The sequence below is a fragment of the Shimia abyssi genome, from assembly GCF_003014475.1.
GTDB lineage: Bacteria > Pseudomonadota > Alphaproteobacteria > Rhodobacterales > Rhodobacteraceae > Shimia > Shimia abyssi.
In genome coordinates, this window is sequence record NZ_PYGJ01000008.1 from 62,717 (window position 1) to 81,122 (window position 18,406).

The 18,406-nt window shown below is 54.4% G+C and carries 15 protein-coding genes; 7 read left to right on the forward strand and 8 right to left on the reverse strand.

Going from position 1 to position 18,406, the window contains the following annotated elements:
- Positions 1-738: 738 nt before the first annotated feature.
- Complete coding sequence (gene rhaI / locus CLV88_RS13195) at positions 739-2,013, reverse strand: L-rhamnose catabolism isomerase (protein WP_106608878.1); 1,275 nt, start codon at positions 2,011-2,013, stop codon at positions 739-741.
- Between the two features lie 53 nt (positions 2,014-2,066).
- Complete coding sequence (locus tag CLV88_RS13200) at positions 2,067-4,163, reverse strand: bifunctional rhamnulose-1-phosphate aldolase/short-chain dehydrogenase (protein WP_106608879.1); 2,097 nt, start codon at positions 4,161-4,163, stop codon at positions 2,067-2,069.
- Positions 4,164-4,351: 188 nt separating this feature from the next.
- On the opposite strand from CLV88_RS13200, the gene CLV88_RS13205 reads away from it, so the two are divergent.
- From CLV88_RS13205 to CLV88_RS13235, 7 genes are all read left to right on the forward strand, one after another.
- The gene (locus CLV88_RS13205; RefSeq protein WP_106608880.1) at positions 4,352-5,152 is read left to right on the forward strand and encodes a DeoR/GlpR family DNA-binding transcription regulator; all 801 of its coding nucleotides are present in this window, start codon (positions 4,352-4,354) and stop codon (positions 5,150-5,152) included.
- 55 nt (positions 5,153-5,207) lie between these two features.
- Positions 5,208-6,197, forward strand: a complete 990-nt coding sequence (gene rhaS / locus CLV88_RS13210) for a rhamnose ABC transporter substrate-binding protein (protein WP_106608881.1) — start codon at positions 5,208-5,210, stop codon at positions 6,195-6,197.
- Between the two features lie 93 nt (positions 6,198-6,290).
- Positions 6,291-7,835 (forward strand): sugar ABC transporter ATP-binding protein, encoded by a 1,545-nt coding sequence (locus CLV88_RS13215; RefSeq protein ID WP_106608882.1) that lies wholly within the window; start codon positions 6,291-6,293, stop codon positions 7,833-7,835.
- Complete coding sequence (locus CLV88_RS13220) at positions 7,832-8,809, forward strand: ABC transporter permease (protein ID WP_106608883.1); 978 nt, start codon at positions 7,832-7,834, stop codon at positions 8,807-8,809. Before CLV88_RS13215 ends, CLV88_RS13220 begins: the two co-directional genes overlap by 4 nt.
- On the forward strand, positions 8,806-9,807 hold the full coding sequence (locus CLV88_RS13225) for an ABC transporter permease (RefSeq protein WP_106608884.1): 1,002 nt from the start codon (positions 8,806-8,808) through the stop codon (positions 9,805-9,807). Before CLV88_RS13220 ends, CLV88_RS13225 begins: the two co-directional genes overlap by 4 nt.
- Positions 9,808-9,811: 4 nt before the next feature.
- The gene (rhaM, locus tag CLV88_RS13230; RefSeq protein WP_106608885.1) at positions 9,812-10,126 is read left to right on the forward strand and encodes an L-rhamnose mutarotase; all 315 of its coding nucleotides are present in this window, start codon (positions 9,812-9,814) and stop codon (positions 10,124-10,126) included.
- A complete protein-coding gene (locus CLV88_RS13235) occupies positions 10,123-11,505 on the forward strand; it encodes an FGGY-family carbohydrate kinase (RefSeq protein WP_106608886.1) in 1,383 nt (460 codons plus the stop codon). Before rhaM ends, CLV88_RS13235 begins: the two co-directional genes overlap by 4 nt.
- Before the next feature lie 115 nt (positions 11,506-11,620).
- On the opposite strand, the gene CLV88_RS13240 is transcribed toward CLV88_RS13235, so the two are convergent.
- The 6 genes from CLV88_RS13240 to CLV88_RS13265 form a co-directional block, all read right to left on the reverse strand.
- Positions 11,621-12,367, reverse strand: coding sequence for a ribonuclease activity regulator RraA (locus CLV88_RS13240; RefSeq protein WP_106608887.1), 747 nt, complete (start codon positions 12,365-12,367; stop codon positions 11,621-11,623).
- Positions 12,368-12,379: 12 nt separating this feature from the next.
- Positions 12,380-13,303, reverse strand: a complete 924-nt coding sequence (locus CLV88_RS13245; RefSeq protein WP_106608888.1) for a sugar kinase — start codon at positions 13,301-13,303, stop codon at positions 12,380-12,382.
- A 17-nt stretch (positions 13,304-13,320) separates the two neighbouring features.
- Positions 13,321-13,632: a cupin domain-containing protein gene (locus CLV88_RS13250; RefSeq protein WP_106608889.1), complete on the reverse strand. Its 312-nt coding sequence runs from the start codon at positions 13,630-13,632 to the stop codon at positions 13,321-13,323.
- Positions 13,633-13,644: 12 nt separating this feature from the next.
- A complete protein-coding gene (locus CLV88_RS13255) occupies positions 13,645-14,388 on the reverse strand; it encodes an SDR family NAD(P)-dependent oxidoreductase (RefSeq protein ID WP_106608890.1) in 744 nt (247 codons plus the stop codon).
- Positions 14,389-14,433: 45 nt separating this feature from the next.
- Positions 14,434-16,755, reverse strand: coding sequence for a DUF4962 domain-containing protein (locus CLV88_RS13260; RefSeq protein WP_106608891.1), 2,322 nt, complete (start codon positions 16,753-16,755; stop codon positions 14,434-14,436).
- Between the two features lie 72 nt (positions 16,756-16,827).
- Positions 16,828-18,390: an extracellular solute-binding protein gene (locus CLV88_RS13265; protein ID WP_106608892.1), complete on the reverse strand. Its 1,563-nt coding sequence runs from the start codon at positions 18,388-18,390 to the stop codon at positions 16,828-16,830.
- Positions 18,391-18,406: the final 16 nt, after the last annotated feature.

Genomic DNA, 18,406 nt, shown 5'->3' on the forward strand with positions numbered 1-18,406 from the left:
TGGGGCGGGCGCAATCGCTATTCTGTGTGCAAGCTTATGCTGATTTTGTGGCTGCGTATATCGGTGCACTGAGTTGGTGATCAGTTGGCAACGAAAGGCTGCCGAGAGCCTTTGAGATAACACCACATCGCTGCCTGTTCATCCGGTCGTCGGAGCGGTTCGCGGACAAATTCATTCAAACGTTTCGTACATCAATGGCTGTTTAATGGACTGCAACCGGAGCATCCGTTGCCGAAACTCACGCGGCAAACACTTATGTTGACGTTGCTGCAACCCATGCGCCTTCGAGTGGGACGACTTTGCGGCGTTGAAAAATCAGTGTGGTCACGAGTCTGATCGGAGGTGCGGCAAAAAAGCCTCCGGTGGGGAAAACTACGCAAAGCTAAGCGTGTGCTTAGGTTCGTTCGCTTGGGCGAGCTCGGGCCAGCCCTATTCTTGCGATTTTTCGCCATTGTGGACGCGAGCGTGAGAGCGAACGGTTGGTACAACTGGGGCCGTTTCCTACTCATTAGGCGTTTTTGCGTCGGGTTCCATAATCAGACTATGCCGACGGTAGCTAATGCAAATGCCCGTAAGGTTGGAGGTTCTAGAGACCTGTTGCGCGGTGGAACGTTTGGAAAGGAGCGTTCCAGAGTTGGTAATCTGCGCGCTTCTTAGCCAGTCTAAAGCGTACACGTCACCAATCCTGTTGATGAACTGTGAAGTGCATAGCTTTGTAGGCACGGAAGTGTTCCGCCCCTAGATTATTCCTCCGCCGGAGCCGCTTGACTTGGGGCGGCTTGCGGCAATTTGTGCCCGGTAGCCCGAGGCGCGGTAGGCGGCGATTGGAGAGATCGCCCCGCCTGAACGTTGACGTGCCTTGGCCAGGATCGGGTCCACGTCTGTTCGGAATGCATGCCTTAGTGTTGCCGATGCCATAAGCGCATCATTTTCATCTTGGTATCCAGCCAATGCAATACGATCGACCAGGCTGGCCTGAATGTAGGCGCGTTGAATTTCGATAGCCGACACCATCAGGCTTTCGATCGGGTCCGTGACGTTGTGTGACTGGTCGATCATATGCGCCAAATCTAACCCAGGCGTGTCTTCGGCGTCGACTAGCTCGTTCCAGACAAGGAACAAGCGGTAGGGGTCAATGGTGCCGCTGTCGAGGTCATCGTCGCCATATTTGCTATCGTTGAAGTGGAAACCACCGAGCTTGTTCGCGCGAACAAGGCGTGACACGATCATTTCGATATTCACATTCGGTGCATGGTGTCCGAGATCGACCAGACACATGGCTTTTTCGCCGAGTTCTTGCGCGGTCAATAGCGAAGTGCCCCAATCCTGAACAACTGTCGAGTAGAATGCTGGTTCGTAGATCTTGTGTTCCGAGAATAACCGCCAGTCCTCTGGGAGCCCCGCGTAAATGGATTTCATCGACGAAAGATAGCGTTCGAATTGTCGCCCCATGTGGGTCTGCCCGGGAAAGTTGGCGCCATCCCCAACCCAGACCGTCAGCGCCTTGGAGCCGATTTTCTGACCGATCTCGATGCACTCCAGATTGTGTTCCACCGCCTGTGCGCGTGTCGCGGCATCGGTGTGGGAAAGCGAGCCGAACTTGTAAGAGAAGGCCTGATCCGGTTGATCTTGGAATGTGTTCGAGTTCATCGCGTCGAAGGACAATTCGTGCTGCTCTGCCTTGGCCAGCAAATCGGTTGGGTCGGCCTTGTCCCAGGGAATGTGTAGAGAGACGGAAGGAGCAGACCGTGTCAGCTTGTGGATGACTCCACAGTCATCGAGCTTATCCAAGATCGTGGCGGGTTCGCCATCTCCGGGAAACCGTGCAAAACGTGTGCCGCCCGTGCCAGTTCCCCATGAAGGTATCGCGACGCCGAAACCTTGCGCACGATTCACGAGCTCATTGATATCGACACCCCGTCGGTCGAGTTTCTCTGCAAGGCAAGCAAAGTCGGTTTCCAGGTCCTTGGCGTGCTTCGCGTTGTGAGCTTCGATTACAGTTTGATGAATCATTTTGTCCTCCCCGGTGACCCGCGCCGGCAATCGGCGGGCACGTTGGTCAAGCTCTAGCGTGTGAACGCCTGTACGTTACCTGCATCGACGTTCAGAATGTTGCCCGTCGATTTTGCTGATTTGTCGGAGGCAAAAAAGTAGGCAGCCTCCGCGATGTCTTCTGGGAAAACGGAGCGTTTCAACATCGAACGATTGCGATACATTTCTTCGAGGCCCTCTTTGTTGGTACCATAGGTGTCCGCTCGTTGGTCAAGCCAATCACCTTCCCATATTTTCGAGCCGCGTAATACCGCGTCAGGGTTCACTACATTTACGCGGATGCCGGCTTCGGCGCCCTCCAGAGCCAGACAACGCGCAAGGTGGATCTCAGAAGCTTTGGCCGTGCAGTACGCAGCTGCGTTTGGCGATGCGGCAAGGCCATTCTTAGAGGCTACGAACACGACCGATCCTCCCATTTTTTGAATGCGCATCAGCTTGAATGCTTCGCGTGATACAAGGAAATAGCCGGTGGACAGGATGTCCATGTTCTGGTTCCAAAGATCAAGAGATGTGTCTTCGATGGGGGCCGAAGTAGCAATTCCAGCATTTGAGACGAGGATGTCAACGCCGCCAAATTCAACAGCGGTATGCGCGTATGCTGCTGCCACAGCGGCTTCATCGGTGACATTCATCAGGACGGTGCGAACGGCGTCCACGCCATAGCGATCCGCGAGATCATTGTGTGTTGCAACGAGACCTTCGGCATTGATATCCGCGAGCATCACACAGGCCCCCTCTGCAAGGTAACGCTCAGCAGTGGCTGCGCCTATTCCTCCGGCACCGCCGGTGACTAGCGCCACATGTCCCGCAAGGCTTTTGGGTTTTGGCATTCGTTGCAACTTTGCCTCTTCCAGGAGCCAGTATTCGATGTCGAATGCCTCCTGCTCAGGCAAGCCGCAATACTCGGACACGGCCGAGGAGCCGCGCATAACGTTGATCGCATTAGTGTAGAACTCGCCCGAGATACGCGCCGTTGCGCGATCCCCGGCAAATGTGATCATTCCAACACCGGGGACCAAGTAGACCACCGCGTTGGGATCACGCAGGGCCGGGCTGTCGTCGTGTTTGCAGCGATCATAATACGCCGCATAACCATCTCGGTAAGTTGCGATCTGCGCCTCCAAGCCGCTTAAGACCTCATCCAGGTTGTTCTTGGACGGATCAAAATCGATGACTAAGGGACATATTTTGGTGCGAAGGAAGTGGTCTGGACAAGAAGTGCCAAGTGCCGCCAATGGACGCATTTCCCGAGAGTTCACAAATTCGAGCACGGTATCGGAGTCAACAAAGTTGCCAACCATGTGCTGTTGTCCCGAAACAAACCCACGGATTGCGGGCATGAGTTTCGCAGCGATATTGCGGCGGGTAACAGCAGAAAGGCTCTCATGAATCTGCCCGCCAAACGCGGGGAGATCGACCGAATTTTTCTCGAAGTAACTGATCGCCTTGTTGATGATCTCAAGTGTTAACTCGTAACACGCCTGTGCATCGTCATGCCAAGTGAAAAGCCCGTGGGATTCGAGAACGACACCCTTAGCATTTGGGTTCGCAATGCAAAATTCCTCAAGCCACAAACCCAGTTCGTAGCCAGGCTTTTTCCAGGGAAGCCAGCCAATATCGCCGCCAAAAATCTCTTTGGTCATGGCCTTGCTGTCCTTGGAGGCTGCAATAGCAATGATGGCATCGGGGTGCATGTGGTCGACATGTACTTTGGGCACATAAGCATGAAGCGGTGTGTCGATAGATGCGGCGCGTGGGTTTAAGTTGAATGTGCAATGCGGGAGATATCCGACCATCTCATCTTCGAACCCAACGCTTCGGTACTTGGTTTTAAGGGCGCGCAGTTTGTCCATGTAAAGCGTTGAGAAACCGTCCATCTTAATCGAGCCGACGTCACCGCCGGAGCCCTTGACCCAAAGCACTTCGACGTCAGTTCCAGTTAGTGGATCCGCCTGCCGGACTTTGGCAGACGTATTGCCACCTCCGTAGTTGGTCACGCGCTTGTCAGATCCAAGCAGATTCGAGCGGTACAAAAGCTTCTCGGGTTCGCTCATTCCGGCTGCTTTGGCCTCGTCCCACAGTGAAACCAGACGGTTTGCTTCGGTTAGCATTGAGATCTCCTCCCTATCCGCAGATAATTCAATCAGATTTGGTCAGAGACTGGATGAGGTGTGACAGAATGTCAATCATAAACGGTCAATATGAATCATAATGGGAGCGAAAATGAGTGGTAATGACAAATAATGATTGACAGTGATCATTTTAATGCGGCATCAACAACATCAACGGGAGGAAAGTAATGCACGAGAAGGAACGCCACAGGATCATTCTGTCCGCAGTTCAGGACCGTCCAGTTGCGACGGTTGTAGAGCTGTGCAGTATGACAGGGGCCTCTGAAGCGACGGTTCGCCGGGATATCTCTGCACTACACGAAAGCAATAAACTACGGCGTGTGCGCGGTGGGGCGGAGGCTCTGCATCCCAATCAGTTCCCAAGCCTCGCCGGACGTCCGTTTGCGGTGAATGAAGCGATCAATAACCCTCAAAAGCAAGCAATTGCGCGCAAGGCGGTTGAAATGTGCGAAGAGGGCGAGCCGATCATCATTAACGGTGGCACCACGACGTTTCAGATGGTGCACCCTTTGTCGGCTCACCGGCTTCAGGTTTTTACAAATTCGTTCCCAATTGCTGAGCACCTGCTGAAGAACTCGAAGAATACCGTTTTGATTTCGGGCGGTGTGATCTATCGCGAGCAAAATATTGTGCTTTCGCCGTTCGACAACGACGTTACGCGCAATTTTTATGCCCGCCGTATGTTCATGGGCGCGCAAGGGGTGGGGCCGCTGGGAGTGATGGAGGGGGATCCCTTGATCATCCAAGCCGAGCAAAAGTTGATCGGACAGGCCGACGAATTGGTGTTGCTGGTCGACTCCAGCAAATTCGAGGCGCGCTCTAGCCTCGTGCTGTGCCCGCTCAAGGACATCGATGTTTTGATCACAGATGAAGGGATCAGCGACCGCGCGGCCGCAATGGTGGAAGCGGCGGATATCAAACTTATCGTGGTGCCGGTCGGCGCCTCGAAGCAAGAGGCGGTATCGTAGTCATCCAATAGGGGACGGTGAGCCGTGAATTTAGGGAAACCAGGGAGGAAACCCGATGAAATTTACCAAACTCATGACATCCGTGGCTGTCGCTGCGGGATTGTTCACCGGACCCGCAGCAGCCGAAGACATGCGCATCGCACTGGTCGTTAAGGCGCTGGGGATAGGGTTCTTTGAGGCCGCCGCCGAAGGTGCTGAAGAAGCGGCCAAGGAGCTAGGCGGTGTCGAGATCATTTACACCGGGCCAACCGACACAACAGCAGAGGGTCAGATCGAAGTGATTAACTCGTTGATCGCCCAGCGTGTTGATGCAATTGCCGTTTCTGCCAACGACACAGACGCGCTGGTTCCAACGCTTAAAAAGGCAATGCAACGTGGCATCACCGTGATTTCCTGGGATTCTGGGGTGGCCGAAGCGGGACGTCAGGCGCACCTGAATCCTTCGTCTAACGCTTTGATCGGCAACATGATTATCAAGTTGGCCGCAGATCATCTTCCGGATGGTGGTGAGGTTGCGGTTTTGTCGGCAACAACGACATCAACCAACCAGAACATCTGGATCGACGAAATGAACAAGGTGATGGGCAACTACCCGGGCATAGAGGTTGTTTCGACCGTGTATGGCGATGATCTGGCAGACAAGTCGTATCGCGAAGCCACCGGCCTTATGCAGTCACACCCTGAGCTCGACGCCATCATTGCGCCAACGTCGGTTGGTATCGTTGCTGCTGCGCAGGCTGTGGCTGATGCGGGCAAGATTGGTCAAGTTAATGTAACTGGGCTTGGTTTGCCTTCGGAAATGGCGGGGGCCATTGAAAGCGGCGCGTCCAAGTCCTTTGCGATCTGGAACCCGATTGATCTGGGGTATTCAGCAACGATGCTGGCCCATCAATTGGCAACCGAAGCTGCGACCGCAGAACCGGGCGCCGAAATTTCAATTGGGCGCATGGGTGCGATTACGCTGGACGAAACGAACTCTGCTGCGATGGCCGACCCGTTTGTCTATGACGCGAGCAACATCGACGCTTTCAAGAGTATCTTTTAAACACCTCTCGTCGTATGGGGCGGCGAAAATGTTGCCGCCCCGAGCCCGACTGGACCCATCACACCTGGCGTGCGTGCTCGAGAGGGAACACATATGGAACCTCGCAAATCAACAAATCCGGTGAACGCAGATCAAGGCGTTGTCCTAAGGCTGGATGGCATCATCAAGACATTTCCGGGTGTCAAAGCATTGGACAACGTTCGACTAGAGCTTCACGCTGGTGAAGTCACTGCGTTGATCGGTGAAAACGGCGCTGGCAAATCGACGGTGGTCAAGACGCTGACAGGGATCTACCAACCCGAAGGCGGGCAAATCCTGCTAGATGGTATGGCGATCTCTTTTTCCACTCCACAGGATGCTGCCGATGCTGGTGTGACGGCGATACATCAGGAAACTGTGTTGTTTGACGAACTGTCGGTCGCGGAGAATGTATTTATCGGGCACGCGCCCAAGGGTCGGTTTGGTCTGATCGACACAAAATTGATGATCGAGAAGACCGCACAAATTCTAGAGTCGATTGGCGCCAAGATCAGTGCGGGCGCGAAGCTAAAGGATCTTGGGATCGCATCGCGTCATCTGGTGGCGATTGCACGCGCCCTGTCTGTTGACGCGCGCGTTGTCATTATGGATGAGCCAACAGCCGCGCTCAGCCAGACCGAAATCGAGGAACTGTATGAACTTGTCGAAACGCTCAAAGCACAAGGCAAGGCCATCCTGTTCATATCGCACAAGTTTGACGAAATTTTTCGCATTGCCGACCGATACACGGTTTTTAGAGATGGGCAATTTGTCGGAGAGGGCAAAATGGCGAACGTCGAAGAGGCAGACCTGGTTCAGATGATGGTGGGGCGCGCTGTAGATCAGCTGTTTCCAAAACGCCGTGCAGAGATTGGCGAAGAGGTTCTGACAGTTGCGGAATATAGTCATCCGACCGAGTTCGAGAACATAAGTTTTTCTCTGCGGCGAGGAGAGATTCTGGGGTTTTATGGCCTTGTTGGTGCCGGGCGATCGGAGTTCATGCAGTCATTGATCGGGATCACCCGTCCGTCGAAAGGTAAAGTTAGTATTGATGGAAGAGTATCTGTCATTCGGTCTCCGGCTGCGGCGGTTGAGGCTGGTATTGTCTATGTACCCGAGGATCGAGGCAGGCAGGGTACGATTCTGGATATGCCCATTTTTCAAAACGTAACCTTGCCGTCCCTGAAAAAGACGTCGCGAGATGGTTTCATCCGTCTTGCTGAAGAGTTTGCCCTTGCGCGTGAGTATACAGAGCGGCTCGATTTGCGGGCCGCTTCGCTGGACACGCATGTCGGAGCGCTGTCTGGAGGAAACCAGCAGAAGGTGGTTATCGCCAAGTGGTTGGCGACGAAACCGCGTGTGATCATACTTGATGAACCAACAAAGGGCATCGACATCGGCTCTAAGGCTGCAGTGCATGATTTTATGTCTGAATTGGCTGCTCAGGGGTTGTCCGTGATTATGGTTAGTTCGGAAATCCCCGAAATTTTGGGAATGTCGGATCGGGTAATTGTAATGCGCGAGGGGCGCATGGTGGCCGAGTTGCAAGATGACGCGCTCAGCCCAGAGACATTGGTGCGACATGCGGTTGGCATAAACGTTGAAGGAGGCTTGGCATGAGTGCTCTGAAATCGCGGGAAGCCATACTTTTCGGCGCCATTTTAGCGCTGACAACCGTGATTGCGACCCGTTTTCCGGGTTTTGTCACCCCAACCAACCTTGTTTCAGTGTTCACTGATACGTCGCCATTGATGATTTTGGCTATGGGCCAGATGGTTGTCATTCTGACCCGCTGTATCGACTTATCGGTCGCCGCGAACCTTGCATTGACGGGTATGGTTTGCGCCATGATCAATGTGGCTATGCCCGGCTTGCCGATGGTTGTTATCCTTGTCGTCGCGTTGATTTTGGGCGCAGCGCTGGGCGCGATCAACGGCATCCTTGTTTGGAAACTGAGCATTCCGCCAATTGTCGTGACGCTGGGCACGATGACGATTTTCCGGGGCATTATTTTCCTGTTGACCGAAGGCAAGTGGATCAATGCGCATGAAATGAGCCCGCATTTCACCGGGTTTCCGCGCAACGAGATCTTAGGAATGCCGGTGCTTGGCTGGATTGGGATTATTGTCGCCTTGATAATGATGGTGGTCATGGCGCGCTCGACCATGGGGCGGGCCATTTATGCCGTCGGAGGTAACCCACATGCTGCGGTATATACGGGTATAGACGTGGGTAAGACGCAGTTTTACGCCTTTGTGATATCCGGCACGTTGGCTGGTCTTACTGGGTATTTGTGGGTCGCACGGTATTCAGTGGCCTATGTCGACATTGCCGGTGGTTTTGAGCTCGACGTTGTTGCGGCCTGTGTGATTGGCGGTGTCTCGATTGCAGGCGGTGCGGGCACGGTTTTTGGTACGCTGTTGGGCGCGCTGTTTCTGGGCGTTGTCAAAAATGCTCTACCGGTGGTTGATATTTCACCTTTTTGGCAGCTCGCGATATCAGGAGCTGCCATAATCGTAGCAGTTGCATTTAATGCCAAATCAGGCCGTTCAAAGGGCCGGGTCATCCTGAAATCTGCGGAGCACGCACAATGAGCCATGCCGACACCCAAACCCGTCATGTTCCTGATCGCCTGCGACCTTCACTTTATGCCCATCTAGTTGGCTGGGAAAGTCTTCTGCTCGCTGTGGCGGTCGCGGTATTTGTGTTCAACGCATTCGCGTCGCCCTATTTTCTTGACGCGTGGAACCTGTCAGACGCGACGTTCAATTTCACTGAAAAGGCGATGATTGCCTTTGCCATGGCGATGTTGATCATCGCGGGCGAGATCGACCTTTCGGTCGCGTCAATCATTGCGCTCAGCTCTACCGTTATGGGGCTGGCCATGCAAATGGGGGCGGGAACACCTGTTTTGGTGTTGGTTGGGTTGACGACCGGGCTTTTGTGTGGGGCATTTAATGGGGCGTTAGTTACCCGACTTGGCCTGCCATCCATCGTTGTGACAATCGGCACCATGAGCCTGTTTCGTGGTGTAAGCTATATCATTCTTGGTGACGGCGCATTTACAAGATACCCGGCCAGTTTCGCGTGGTTCGGTCAAGGTTACGCGTTTTGGGTGATTTCCGTTGAATTCGTTATTTTTGTGCTGTTGGCGATTTTCTTTGGCATCTTGCTGCATAAGACCAATTTTGGCCGCATGGTCTATGCCATTGGCAACAACGCGACCGGTGCATTGTTCTCGGGCATTCGTGTGGATCGGGTGAAATTTGTACTGTTCCTGATGACTGGCCTGATGTCAGGTCTTGCGGCGGTGTGCCTGACATCACGGCTGGGGTCCACGCGTCCCTCAATTGCGTCAGGCATGGAGCTTGAAATAGTCACAATGGTTGTATTGGGAGGGATCAATATTTTGGGCGGCTCTGGGTCAATCCCCGGAGTGGTGATCGCTGCTTTTGTCATGGGGCTTGTGACATTTGGGCTTGGCTTGCTGAACGTTCCAGGCATTGTCATGTCGATCTTTATTGGACTGCTGCTGATCGGTGTAATCGCGTTGCCGCGTCTTTGGGCCATTTGGCGAAAACGGACGGTGTAGGCCAATGGAGAAGTTTGCGTTTTGCATGACCCTGCACGCAGGAAAACTAGACGAATATAAAAGGCGCCACGATGAGATATGGCCAGAGCTAAGTGCGCTGCTGAAGGATGCCGGGATAGAGGATTATTCGATCCACTATCATGCCGACACGCGGCAGCTGTTTGGAGTCCTTAGGCGGACAAGCAATCATTCTATGTATGAATTGCCGGATCATCCGATCGTCAAGCGCTGGTGGGCACATATGGCCGATATCATGGACACCAATCCCGACAACAGCCCGGTTGTGGTCGACTTAGAGCAAGTGTTTCACTTGCCATGACACACCCGGTTGCGACCCGAAACAATATCGCGGTGATTGATGTTGGCAAGACCAACGCCAAGCTTGCATTGGTTGATGGGCTGTCCATGACGGAAATCGCAGTGGTGACACGTCCAAATGATGTTAGGTCAACACCGCCTTATCCACATTTTGATCTTCAAGGCCATTGGGCGTTTTTTCTGCGAAATCTAAAGGTATTTCACGCCGAATATGGCGTAGACGCCATCTCGGTCACAACCCACGGTGCTTCGATTGTCTTGTTGCAGGAGGATGGTTCACTGGCCACGGCCATGCTTGACTACGAGCACGATGGCCCAGATTCCCTTGTGGCAGAATATGATCGGTTGCGTCCCGATTTTGCCGAAACAGGATCCCCCCGATTGGCTGGTGGTCTCAACGTTGGCGCACAATTGCATTGGTTGTTTGAGAACGATCCAACTTTGATGGCGCGCACCAAGCACATCATTACTTACCCGCAGTATTGGGGATACCAGTTGACTGGGAAACTGGCCTGTGACGTGACATCCCTTGGGTGCCATACTGACCTTTGGAACCCATGGGAGGGTCGGCCCTCGTCGCTTGTTTCGCGCCTTGGAATTTCAGAGAAGTTGGCACCAGCTCAAAGCGCATCTGACGTTTTGGGCTGGTTAAAACCCGATATCTGCGAGGTCACGGGGATGCAGCCCGGCACGCCCGTGGCCTGTGGGATCCATGATAGCAACGCGTCGCTTGTGCCGCATCTTAATCAAAATGTTGGGGCCTTTTCGGTGGTGTCTACCGGAACATGGGTCGTTTGTATGGCGGTCGGTGGTACTTCAAGGCAGTTAGACAGCGACCGGGACACTTTGGTGAACGTAAACGCATATGGTACGCCGGTTCCCTCTGCCCGTTTCATGGGCGGGCGGGAATACGAGGTCATGCGGGCGGGGGCAGAGGTCACACCAACGTCAGGGGACCGGGCAACAGTGCTCGCAAACGAGATTATGCTTCTCCCGTCCGTGGTGACAAGCAGTGGGCCATTTTCAGGGCGGGATATGCGGTGGAACGGCCCGCCCGCCTCAGATGGCCAGCGCATATATGCGTTGTCTCTGTATCTTGCGATGATGACCGATGTTTGCCTGCGGCTTGCCGGTGGTAAGGGAAAAACCATCATCGAAGGCCCCTTTGCCCAGAATGCCGATTATTTGGATATGCTCGCGGAGATACGGCCCGATGGAATAGCGATTGCGAGTTCTAGAACCGGAACCAGCGTAGGCGCAGCGATGCTGCTTACGGAGGCGAAGGCGCCTGACGTTGCCGGCGCCCGTGTGCATAGCCCGCGCGGTGAGCTTGCAAGCTATGCGCGTCGATGGCGCAATTTGGTGGATACAACTACCTGATCACGGGGTGCCGATTTTTGCGGTTGCGTAGAAACAAAGTTTGAACTGCCGGGCGTTACAAATCAGGGTTGAAGGCTGTTCTAACCGCTAGAGTTCGCCCGGAATCACAACACGATCATTCGATTGATTGATTCGCCTTCCACGCGTCGAAGCGGACGAGCGTTTCCGGGTCGGTTGGCGGGTAGAGGCCGCGGATAGACGCGCCGGAATTGACCTCTTCGAGGACAAACGCTTCGAATTGCTCCATTCCGACTGTTTCGTGGGCCACTTCATCAGCCAGAGAACGTGGGATGACCATGACACCGTCGGAGTCGCCCATTATGATGTCGCCAGGATAGATCGCTACGCCGCCGCAGGAAATCGGTAGTTGGATGTCGACGGCATGATGTTTGGTTAGGTTTGTAGGGGCAGACGCCTTGGCCGCAAACACTGGCATTTCCAGTGCGGCAGCACCACGCGCGTCGCGGATGCCTCCATCCGTTACGACACCTCCAACGCCGCGCATCTGGCACCTCGTTAGGAGAATGGAACCAGCTGAGGCGGCGGACGCGTCCTGGCGACAATCCATGACCAAGATTGATCCTCTCGGGCACTCTTCGACGGCAACACGTTGAGGGTGGTCCGGTTCTCGGAAGGCATCGAGTGGGTCAGTGTCTGGTCGTGCAGGAATATAGCGCAGTGTATAAGCGGGCCCGACCATTGTCGGTGTGTCTGTGGACAGTGGTGCGACCCCCTGAATATAGGCGTTGTGAAAGCCACGCTTGTAAAGCAGCGTGGCAACAGATGCCGTACTCGCGTTTTTCAGCTGTGCCATCGCGTCTGGTGAGACGGCGATCGTGTTGGCGTCTGGCGGGTTGGGCATGTCCGTGTGTCCTTAGGAACGTTGTGTCATGGCGATGGGGGAAAAATCTATTGGTACGAGCGCGCCTCTTTGCTGAACGACTTGCCGCGACAGACGGCACGCATAGGCGATACCGTCGGGCAAGCTGGAGCCAGAAACATGTCCAGCCAAGATCCCTGCGTTGAAGCTATCGCCTGCGGCCGTGCTATCGATCAGCTCTTTTACAGGCTGCACATTGACTTCACCACTGGTTTCGCCCTCCAGGAAGATCACTGGTTCGGCACCATTTTTGACAATGGTGGTTGTGACGCCTGCGCGTGCATACCGCTGAGCCGTTTCGAGTGGACTCGCATCTCCAAAAAAACTGTTTTCATCTTCGAACGAGGGTAGCGCGATATCGGCGACGTTTGCCCCCATCATGATTGTGTCTGTCATAACGCTTTCGGAGGGCCAAAGGCGTGGGCGCAAGTTTGGGTCAAACATGACGATCTTGCCCAACTGTCGCGCCTCGCGGAGAGCTGCAAAAAAGTGCTCACGTGGTTTGGTATCAAGTATTGCGAGAGTAATGCCTGAAAAATAGATCACGTCATTTTCCAGCATTGCGTCACGGAGTTTCACCGGGTCATCAGCCAAGGTGCGCGCGGCAGACTGGTCGCGCCAGTAGGAAAAGCTGCGCTCTCCGTTGTTTAGAGAGATCAGGTACAGGCCAATGCTGCGGTCTGGAACCGTCTGCACGAAGCTGTCATTCACCCCACTTTCACGCAGAAACTGTGTCAGGTCCGCAGAGATGCTGTCGCGGCCAACGGCCGTAAGGTAGGACACGGAAATATCGGGCGCACATTGCGCCAAATACCAAGCCGTGTTGAATGTATCGCCTGCAAACCCCAGCCGGAATTCTCCGGGGGTGTCGTTTGGAGCCAGTTCAGCCATACACTCGCCAATTGCAAGAATGCGCATATCTTTGAGAATCCAGTCTAAAGGAAATCGTCGCGGCGGGGTGTGAAGCAATCCACCAGCATCCCTGCCTCAAGGCAGATGCACCCGTGGGTCATCCCCGATGGTATTACAAAGCTGTCTCCGGGGCCGACCTCGCGTTCTTCGTCGCCCAAAGTGAAGCGAAACCGCCCACTTTCGACGTAGGTCGATTGCACGTGCGGATGATTGTGCAAGGCACCCTCGGCACCTTTGGCGTCAAACCGAAAGGCAACAACCATCAGGTCTGGATGATCGGACAGAACCTGACGTGTGACCTTCTCACCGCTTGAAACAATTGGAAATTCGGACATTGGCCCCTCCGTTTATGAGAACAGCATCCCGCCGTTGATGTCGATATTTGTACCAGTGATGAACGCGCTGTCATCACAGGCGAGGAAAAGGACGAGGTTCGCCGCGTCGTCTACCTGACCTTGCCGTTTGAGTGGTGCATTGGCTTCAAAGCCGCGTCGTCCGGCGTCTGGTGTATGGATATTGTGGAAATCGGTGTCGATCATGCCGGGGCAAAGCGCGTTGACGCGAATGTCCGGGCCGAGCTCCTTGGCCAAGCCGCGGGTCATGGTCATCACGGCGCCTTTGGACGTCGCGTATGGAATTGCACCCGGACCGCCACCATCGCGTCCAGCTTGGCTGGCAAGGTTGACAATTGCACCGCTGGTCATGTGGGCAAGGCATGCTTTGGTCATCAGGAAGGTGCTGGTAAGATTGAGGGTCATAACCTCTTCCCAATGCGACAGAGACATTTCGGCAACTGTCTTACGCGCAACCAACCCGCCCGCGTTGTTCACAAGCACGTCGACGCCGCCAAATGTTTCGACGGTTTTTGCCACCAAGGCGTTTACATCTTCTTCCTTTTTGAGGTCTCCCTGGATGGCAATCGCACGTCCGCCTGCGGCCTCGATTTTGGCGACGGTCGCGTCGGCACCCGTTGAGCTGGCAAAATAGTTGATCGCAATATTGGCACCTTCAGATGCCAGTTTGATGGCAACTGCCGCTCCGATATCCCGGCCACCGCCAGTGATGATGGCCGTTTTTCCTGCTAGTTTCATAGTCGTCCTTCCTATATTGAATGCCGCGCGTTTAGCGTGGTCTGATTATGTATTTGCCAGTTTCTTGAGTACGACTTTGAAGGTGTTCTCATCGGCGTCGGTGAAATAGAGATCGGCGTCATAGCCCTGATCATCCATGAAGTTGAAAACGCGCTTGGGCTGGTCGAGCTTGTAGGGCACCAGCAGCGTGGCAATCCGGTGGCGGGTGGCTGCGGGGTATTTTGCAGTCAGAAACGTGCTGACTGGCAGGCCTTCATAATCCGCCGGATCGACATCTGGAAAACCGGTTTCCTGTGTGATGTCTGGTTTACCACCTTCTGACCAAACCACTTGCCCATAAAACCCAGCTCGTTCGCCTGTATATCGAAACGAAGATTTGCCGAGTTCAAACCGATTGTTGGCGTGCAGCAGCCATTCAACGGTCACCGGGGTTTTGGCGTCTACCTTGTCGACGATCACGAAATAGGAGTTGCGAACGAAATACACTTCGCGCTCTGCACGGGTGACTTCGGGGGACAGGCTTTGGTAGGCTGGGGTTGCATCGCCATGGATGAAAACGTGGTCGTCGCGCTGTTCGGCAGTGAGGATTCTGCCAGTTGCAGACAGTGCCCTGGATTTGTCCGTTTCCGCGTATTGGCCATTGCCATTGATCAGGATGGCGTTTTTGGATCTGGTCTGCCGCCGCCATTTACGGTGCATCGTCGAATTGAATGCCACATAGTGCCCCGATTGGATCGCCAAATCCTCACCATAGGCGGCGAGGCAAAACGCATTTTGGTCGCCGTGGCTGTGGCTAACGGATCCAAATTTGGACGACTTGAAGACGAACTGTATGTGGTTGTCAGGGTCGTTCATTGCGTGCTGAACGCCGACCCACCCGATCCCTTCGAAGTGTCGCATTCCGCCTTCAGGTGGTGTTGCTTCGACAACCGGGAAGTCCGTTTGAAAGACAAGTTCGTCGAAATTCGTGTCCCACCAACCCCAATTGTAGAATGCGCCCTCGGTGCCGGGGTTTAGGCGCAGGTTTTCGTCGCAATACCACTGGTATTCGCCTTTACCAGTTGCACCGGCGAACTGACGCATGTTCAGTCCGGTTTTAATACCGGGCAGATCGCCCTGAGTACTGTCGTCGCCAAATGTTGCGCGACGTGTATTCGGAGCCTTGCAGAACAACGGAAAATCTCCGGTGTTTTGCAAGAAGGGACGCGCGTAAAGGTCGATTCCTGTATAGGATTTCAAACGGTTCGCTGTGTCGATCAGATAGGCGATGCCCATCATCCAGTAATTCGTACCCTCGGCCCAACCGCCATCGCTGTCGCCCCATGGGGAGTAGACCGTGGACAGGAATTCGATGCTGTAATTGAGCCAGTCGCGGGCCTCGTCATCCTCGTCGTCGCCCAAGAGGGCAATACAGGCCGGAACGATTGAGAGCGAAACTGAGCGCACGGCGTGGCTGTCATAAGGGAATAAGTGAATTTTGGCGTTCAGAATGGCGTGTTCGGCGATGTCGCGTGTGCGTTCCAGAAGGGGCGCGCGCACCTTGACACGTTCCTCTTCAGTTAAGTCGTCATAAAGCCAATCATAGCCCCATGCGAGCGCGTTGCAGACGCGATAGGCCCACTCATCGGTATAGGCACGTGAAGTAACGCCCATCGGATCCCAGCTCGCGACTTCCAGAAGCCAATCTTTGGCACGCGCCGTCATTTCTGGGTTGTTTGTGACCTTGCCGCCGATGGCGAGGTGGCGAATTGCATACCACACTTCTTGCAGATCGATATAAGTCTGCCGCCAGACCGGAGCCGTACGCTTGTGGTCAGGGTAACCTGCAGGTTCGGTCGTAATTGGTCTGTCCATCCACGGCAGGACCGATTTCTCGTAAAAATTTGCCCAACTACAATGCTCGGGGTTTTCTTTCACGGCTTTACAAAATCCTGCCAGTCGATCCTGTGTCATCCACAGGCGAGGATGATCAGTTGTGACGTTGGCGAGACGGTCGTTGCGTGATGGAAGTGGGGTTTCTGCCAGCCCGACAGCGACCGAGAATGTACGCGTGCTGCTCCAAGTGCTGGAGGGCGCTCCAACCTCCTTGTCCCAAGTAGCGTAGGACCAGTGGTATTCTCCTGCGGGTAGCACTTTGTCGGGGGTGAAAAAGTTTAAGGGCAGATCCTCGAAAATCTGCGTCTTGGATTTGGGAAAGTCAGGATCACTTGACACGCGCAACACATAAGTTGCGCCATCGTCGATCACGGGAATCCACGTAAACCGAGGAGGATTCTCGACGACCTCCGTTTCAGCATCCGGACCATATTGGATGGTCAGACGGCCTGCTTTGGGTTCATCAAGCAATGGAAGTGCAGTTGCCGGCATCGGTTCTTTGTTTCCCTGAGAATATCTGGATTGCCGGGGGCGGTATTTGCAGCCGCCCCCGAACGAGTTGGCTTACTTAGAGTATTGGCGGTTGTAGGCTGACTGCATCACGGCCAAGACGTCGCTCAAACCGAGTTTCTCGAGCTGAGCCATGTACGCGTCCCAATCGGCTTCGACATCACCGTTGCCCAGAATCCACCCTTGCTGGCGTTCCAGCATGTAGTCGCGGATCGTACCCCAGTACTTGTCGTATACTTTCTGCTCTTCGGCGTCGAATGCTACGCCCAGAAACTGATCGATCAGGTAATCGCCTTCGTCATAGAGCGCGATACCTTCGAGGGCGAACTCGTTCGACCATTGGATTTCATAGCCATAGTCCTGAAAATACCCACGACCCTGAAGCTGTGACCCAACCTGATACAGTGACCGGTTTACAGGCCCCGCATCGAGGAATTCTTGTTTGAAGATCGCTTTGCCGTCGACCATTTCATACTGCTCGCCCTCGACACCAAAGTTCGCCAGTCGACGCCCTTCTTCGGTGAACCAGAAGTCGAAATATTTGATGGTTTCGACGGGGTGTTCGTTGGTGTACCCGATGGCCCATCCGTCAGGTTTGATCGGGATGCGCCGGTGTTCCTCGATGCGCTTACCAGAGACTGATGCTGGCGGTGCCATTGCCTTGAACTCGAAGCCTTCGATCTCTGAAGAAAGACGGTTGTAGCCGGACGTTGAGGCAAACCAGTCATGGGTTGCACCACCAAGGTTTTCCGACAACAGAAAGTCACGCGCTGAGCTGCCCCGGGTGAAGATCTCTGCGTCAATCAAGCCGTCTGCATACCAGCGGGCAAGGTTCTTGATACCTTCGCGATAACCTTCGCCCGCGTAGGGGTGACGGAGCTCGCCATTGTCGACATAGAAGTCGTGATATGTGTCAGAACCGGACGAGCGACCGTCCCAAAGAGTGACCAGACGGATGAGCTCGGGCCATTGGCGAGCGAAGTAGGGAACTTCGTCGGCGAGGCCGTTGCCATTGGGGTCTTGTGTCTTGAAGGCGCGCAATGCAGCTTCAAATTCCTCAACGGTTTGAGGGACTTCAAGACCGAGAGCATCGAGCCAATCGGTGCGGATCCAGTAGGCCCGCCCATATTTTCCGTCCGGCAGATAGGGGATGTAATACATGTTGCCGTCCGCAGCCGAAATCGCGGCGGCGATTTCAGGGCGTTCCGCAAAATATGCCTGCAGGTTTGGGGCATGTTCCGCAATCAGATCATTGAGCGGCAGAAATGCGCCTTCTGGACCATATTGGTTCACGAAATCCTTGATCCGGCTGGACCCTACGATGTCAGGGATGTTCCCACCTGCAAGCATGAGGTTGAGCGCCTCGGTTTTGCCGGTGTTTTCATCCGTGCGCATGTTGGCGCCGACGGTCACGTCCTTAAGGTGGATGTTGGTCCATTCCCGAGCTTGTTGTTCCACGGGCCAGTCTTCTTTGTAAACTGGATAGCGGGCGTGATTCATTTGGATCGTCAGTTCCAGCGGATCGCCTTCGACGATCTTGAGATGGCCGTCTGCGAAGACGGGCGTCGTGATTGCGCTCCCCGCAAGCAATGCCGCCGTTAGAGTTAGTTTACGCATTGGTTCTCCTCCCCTT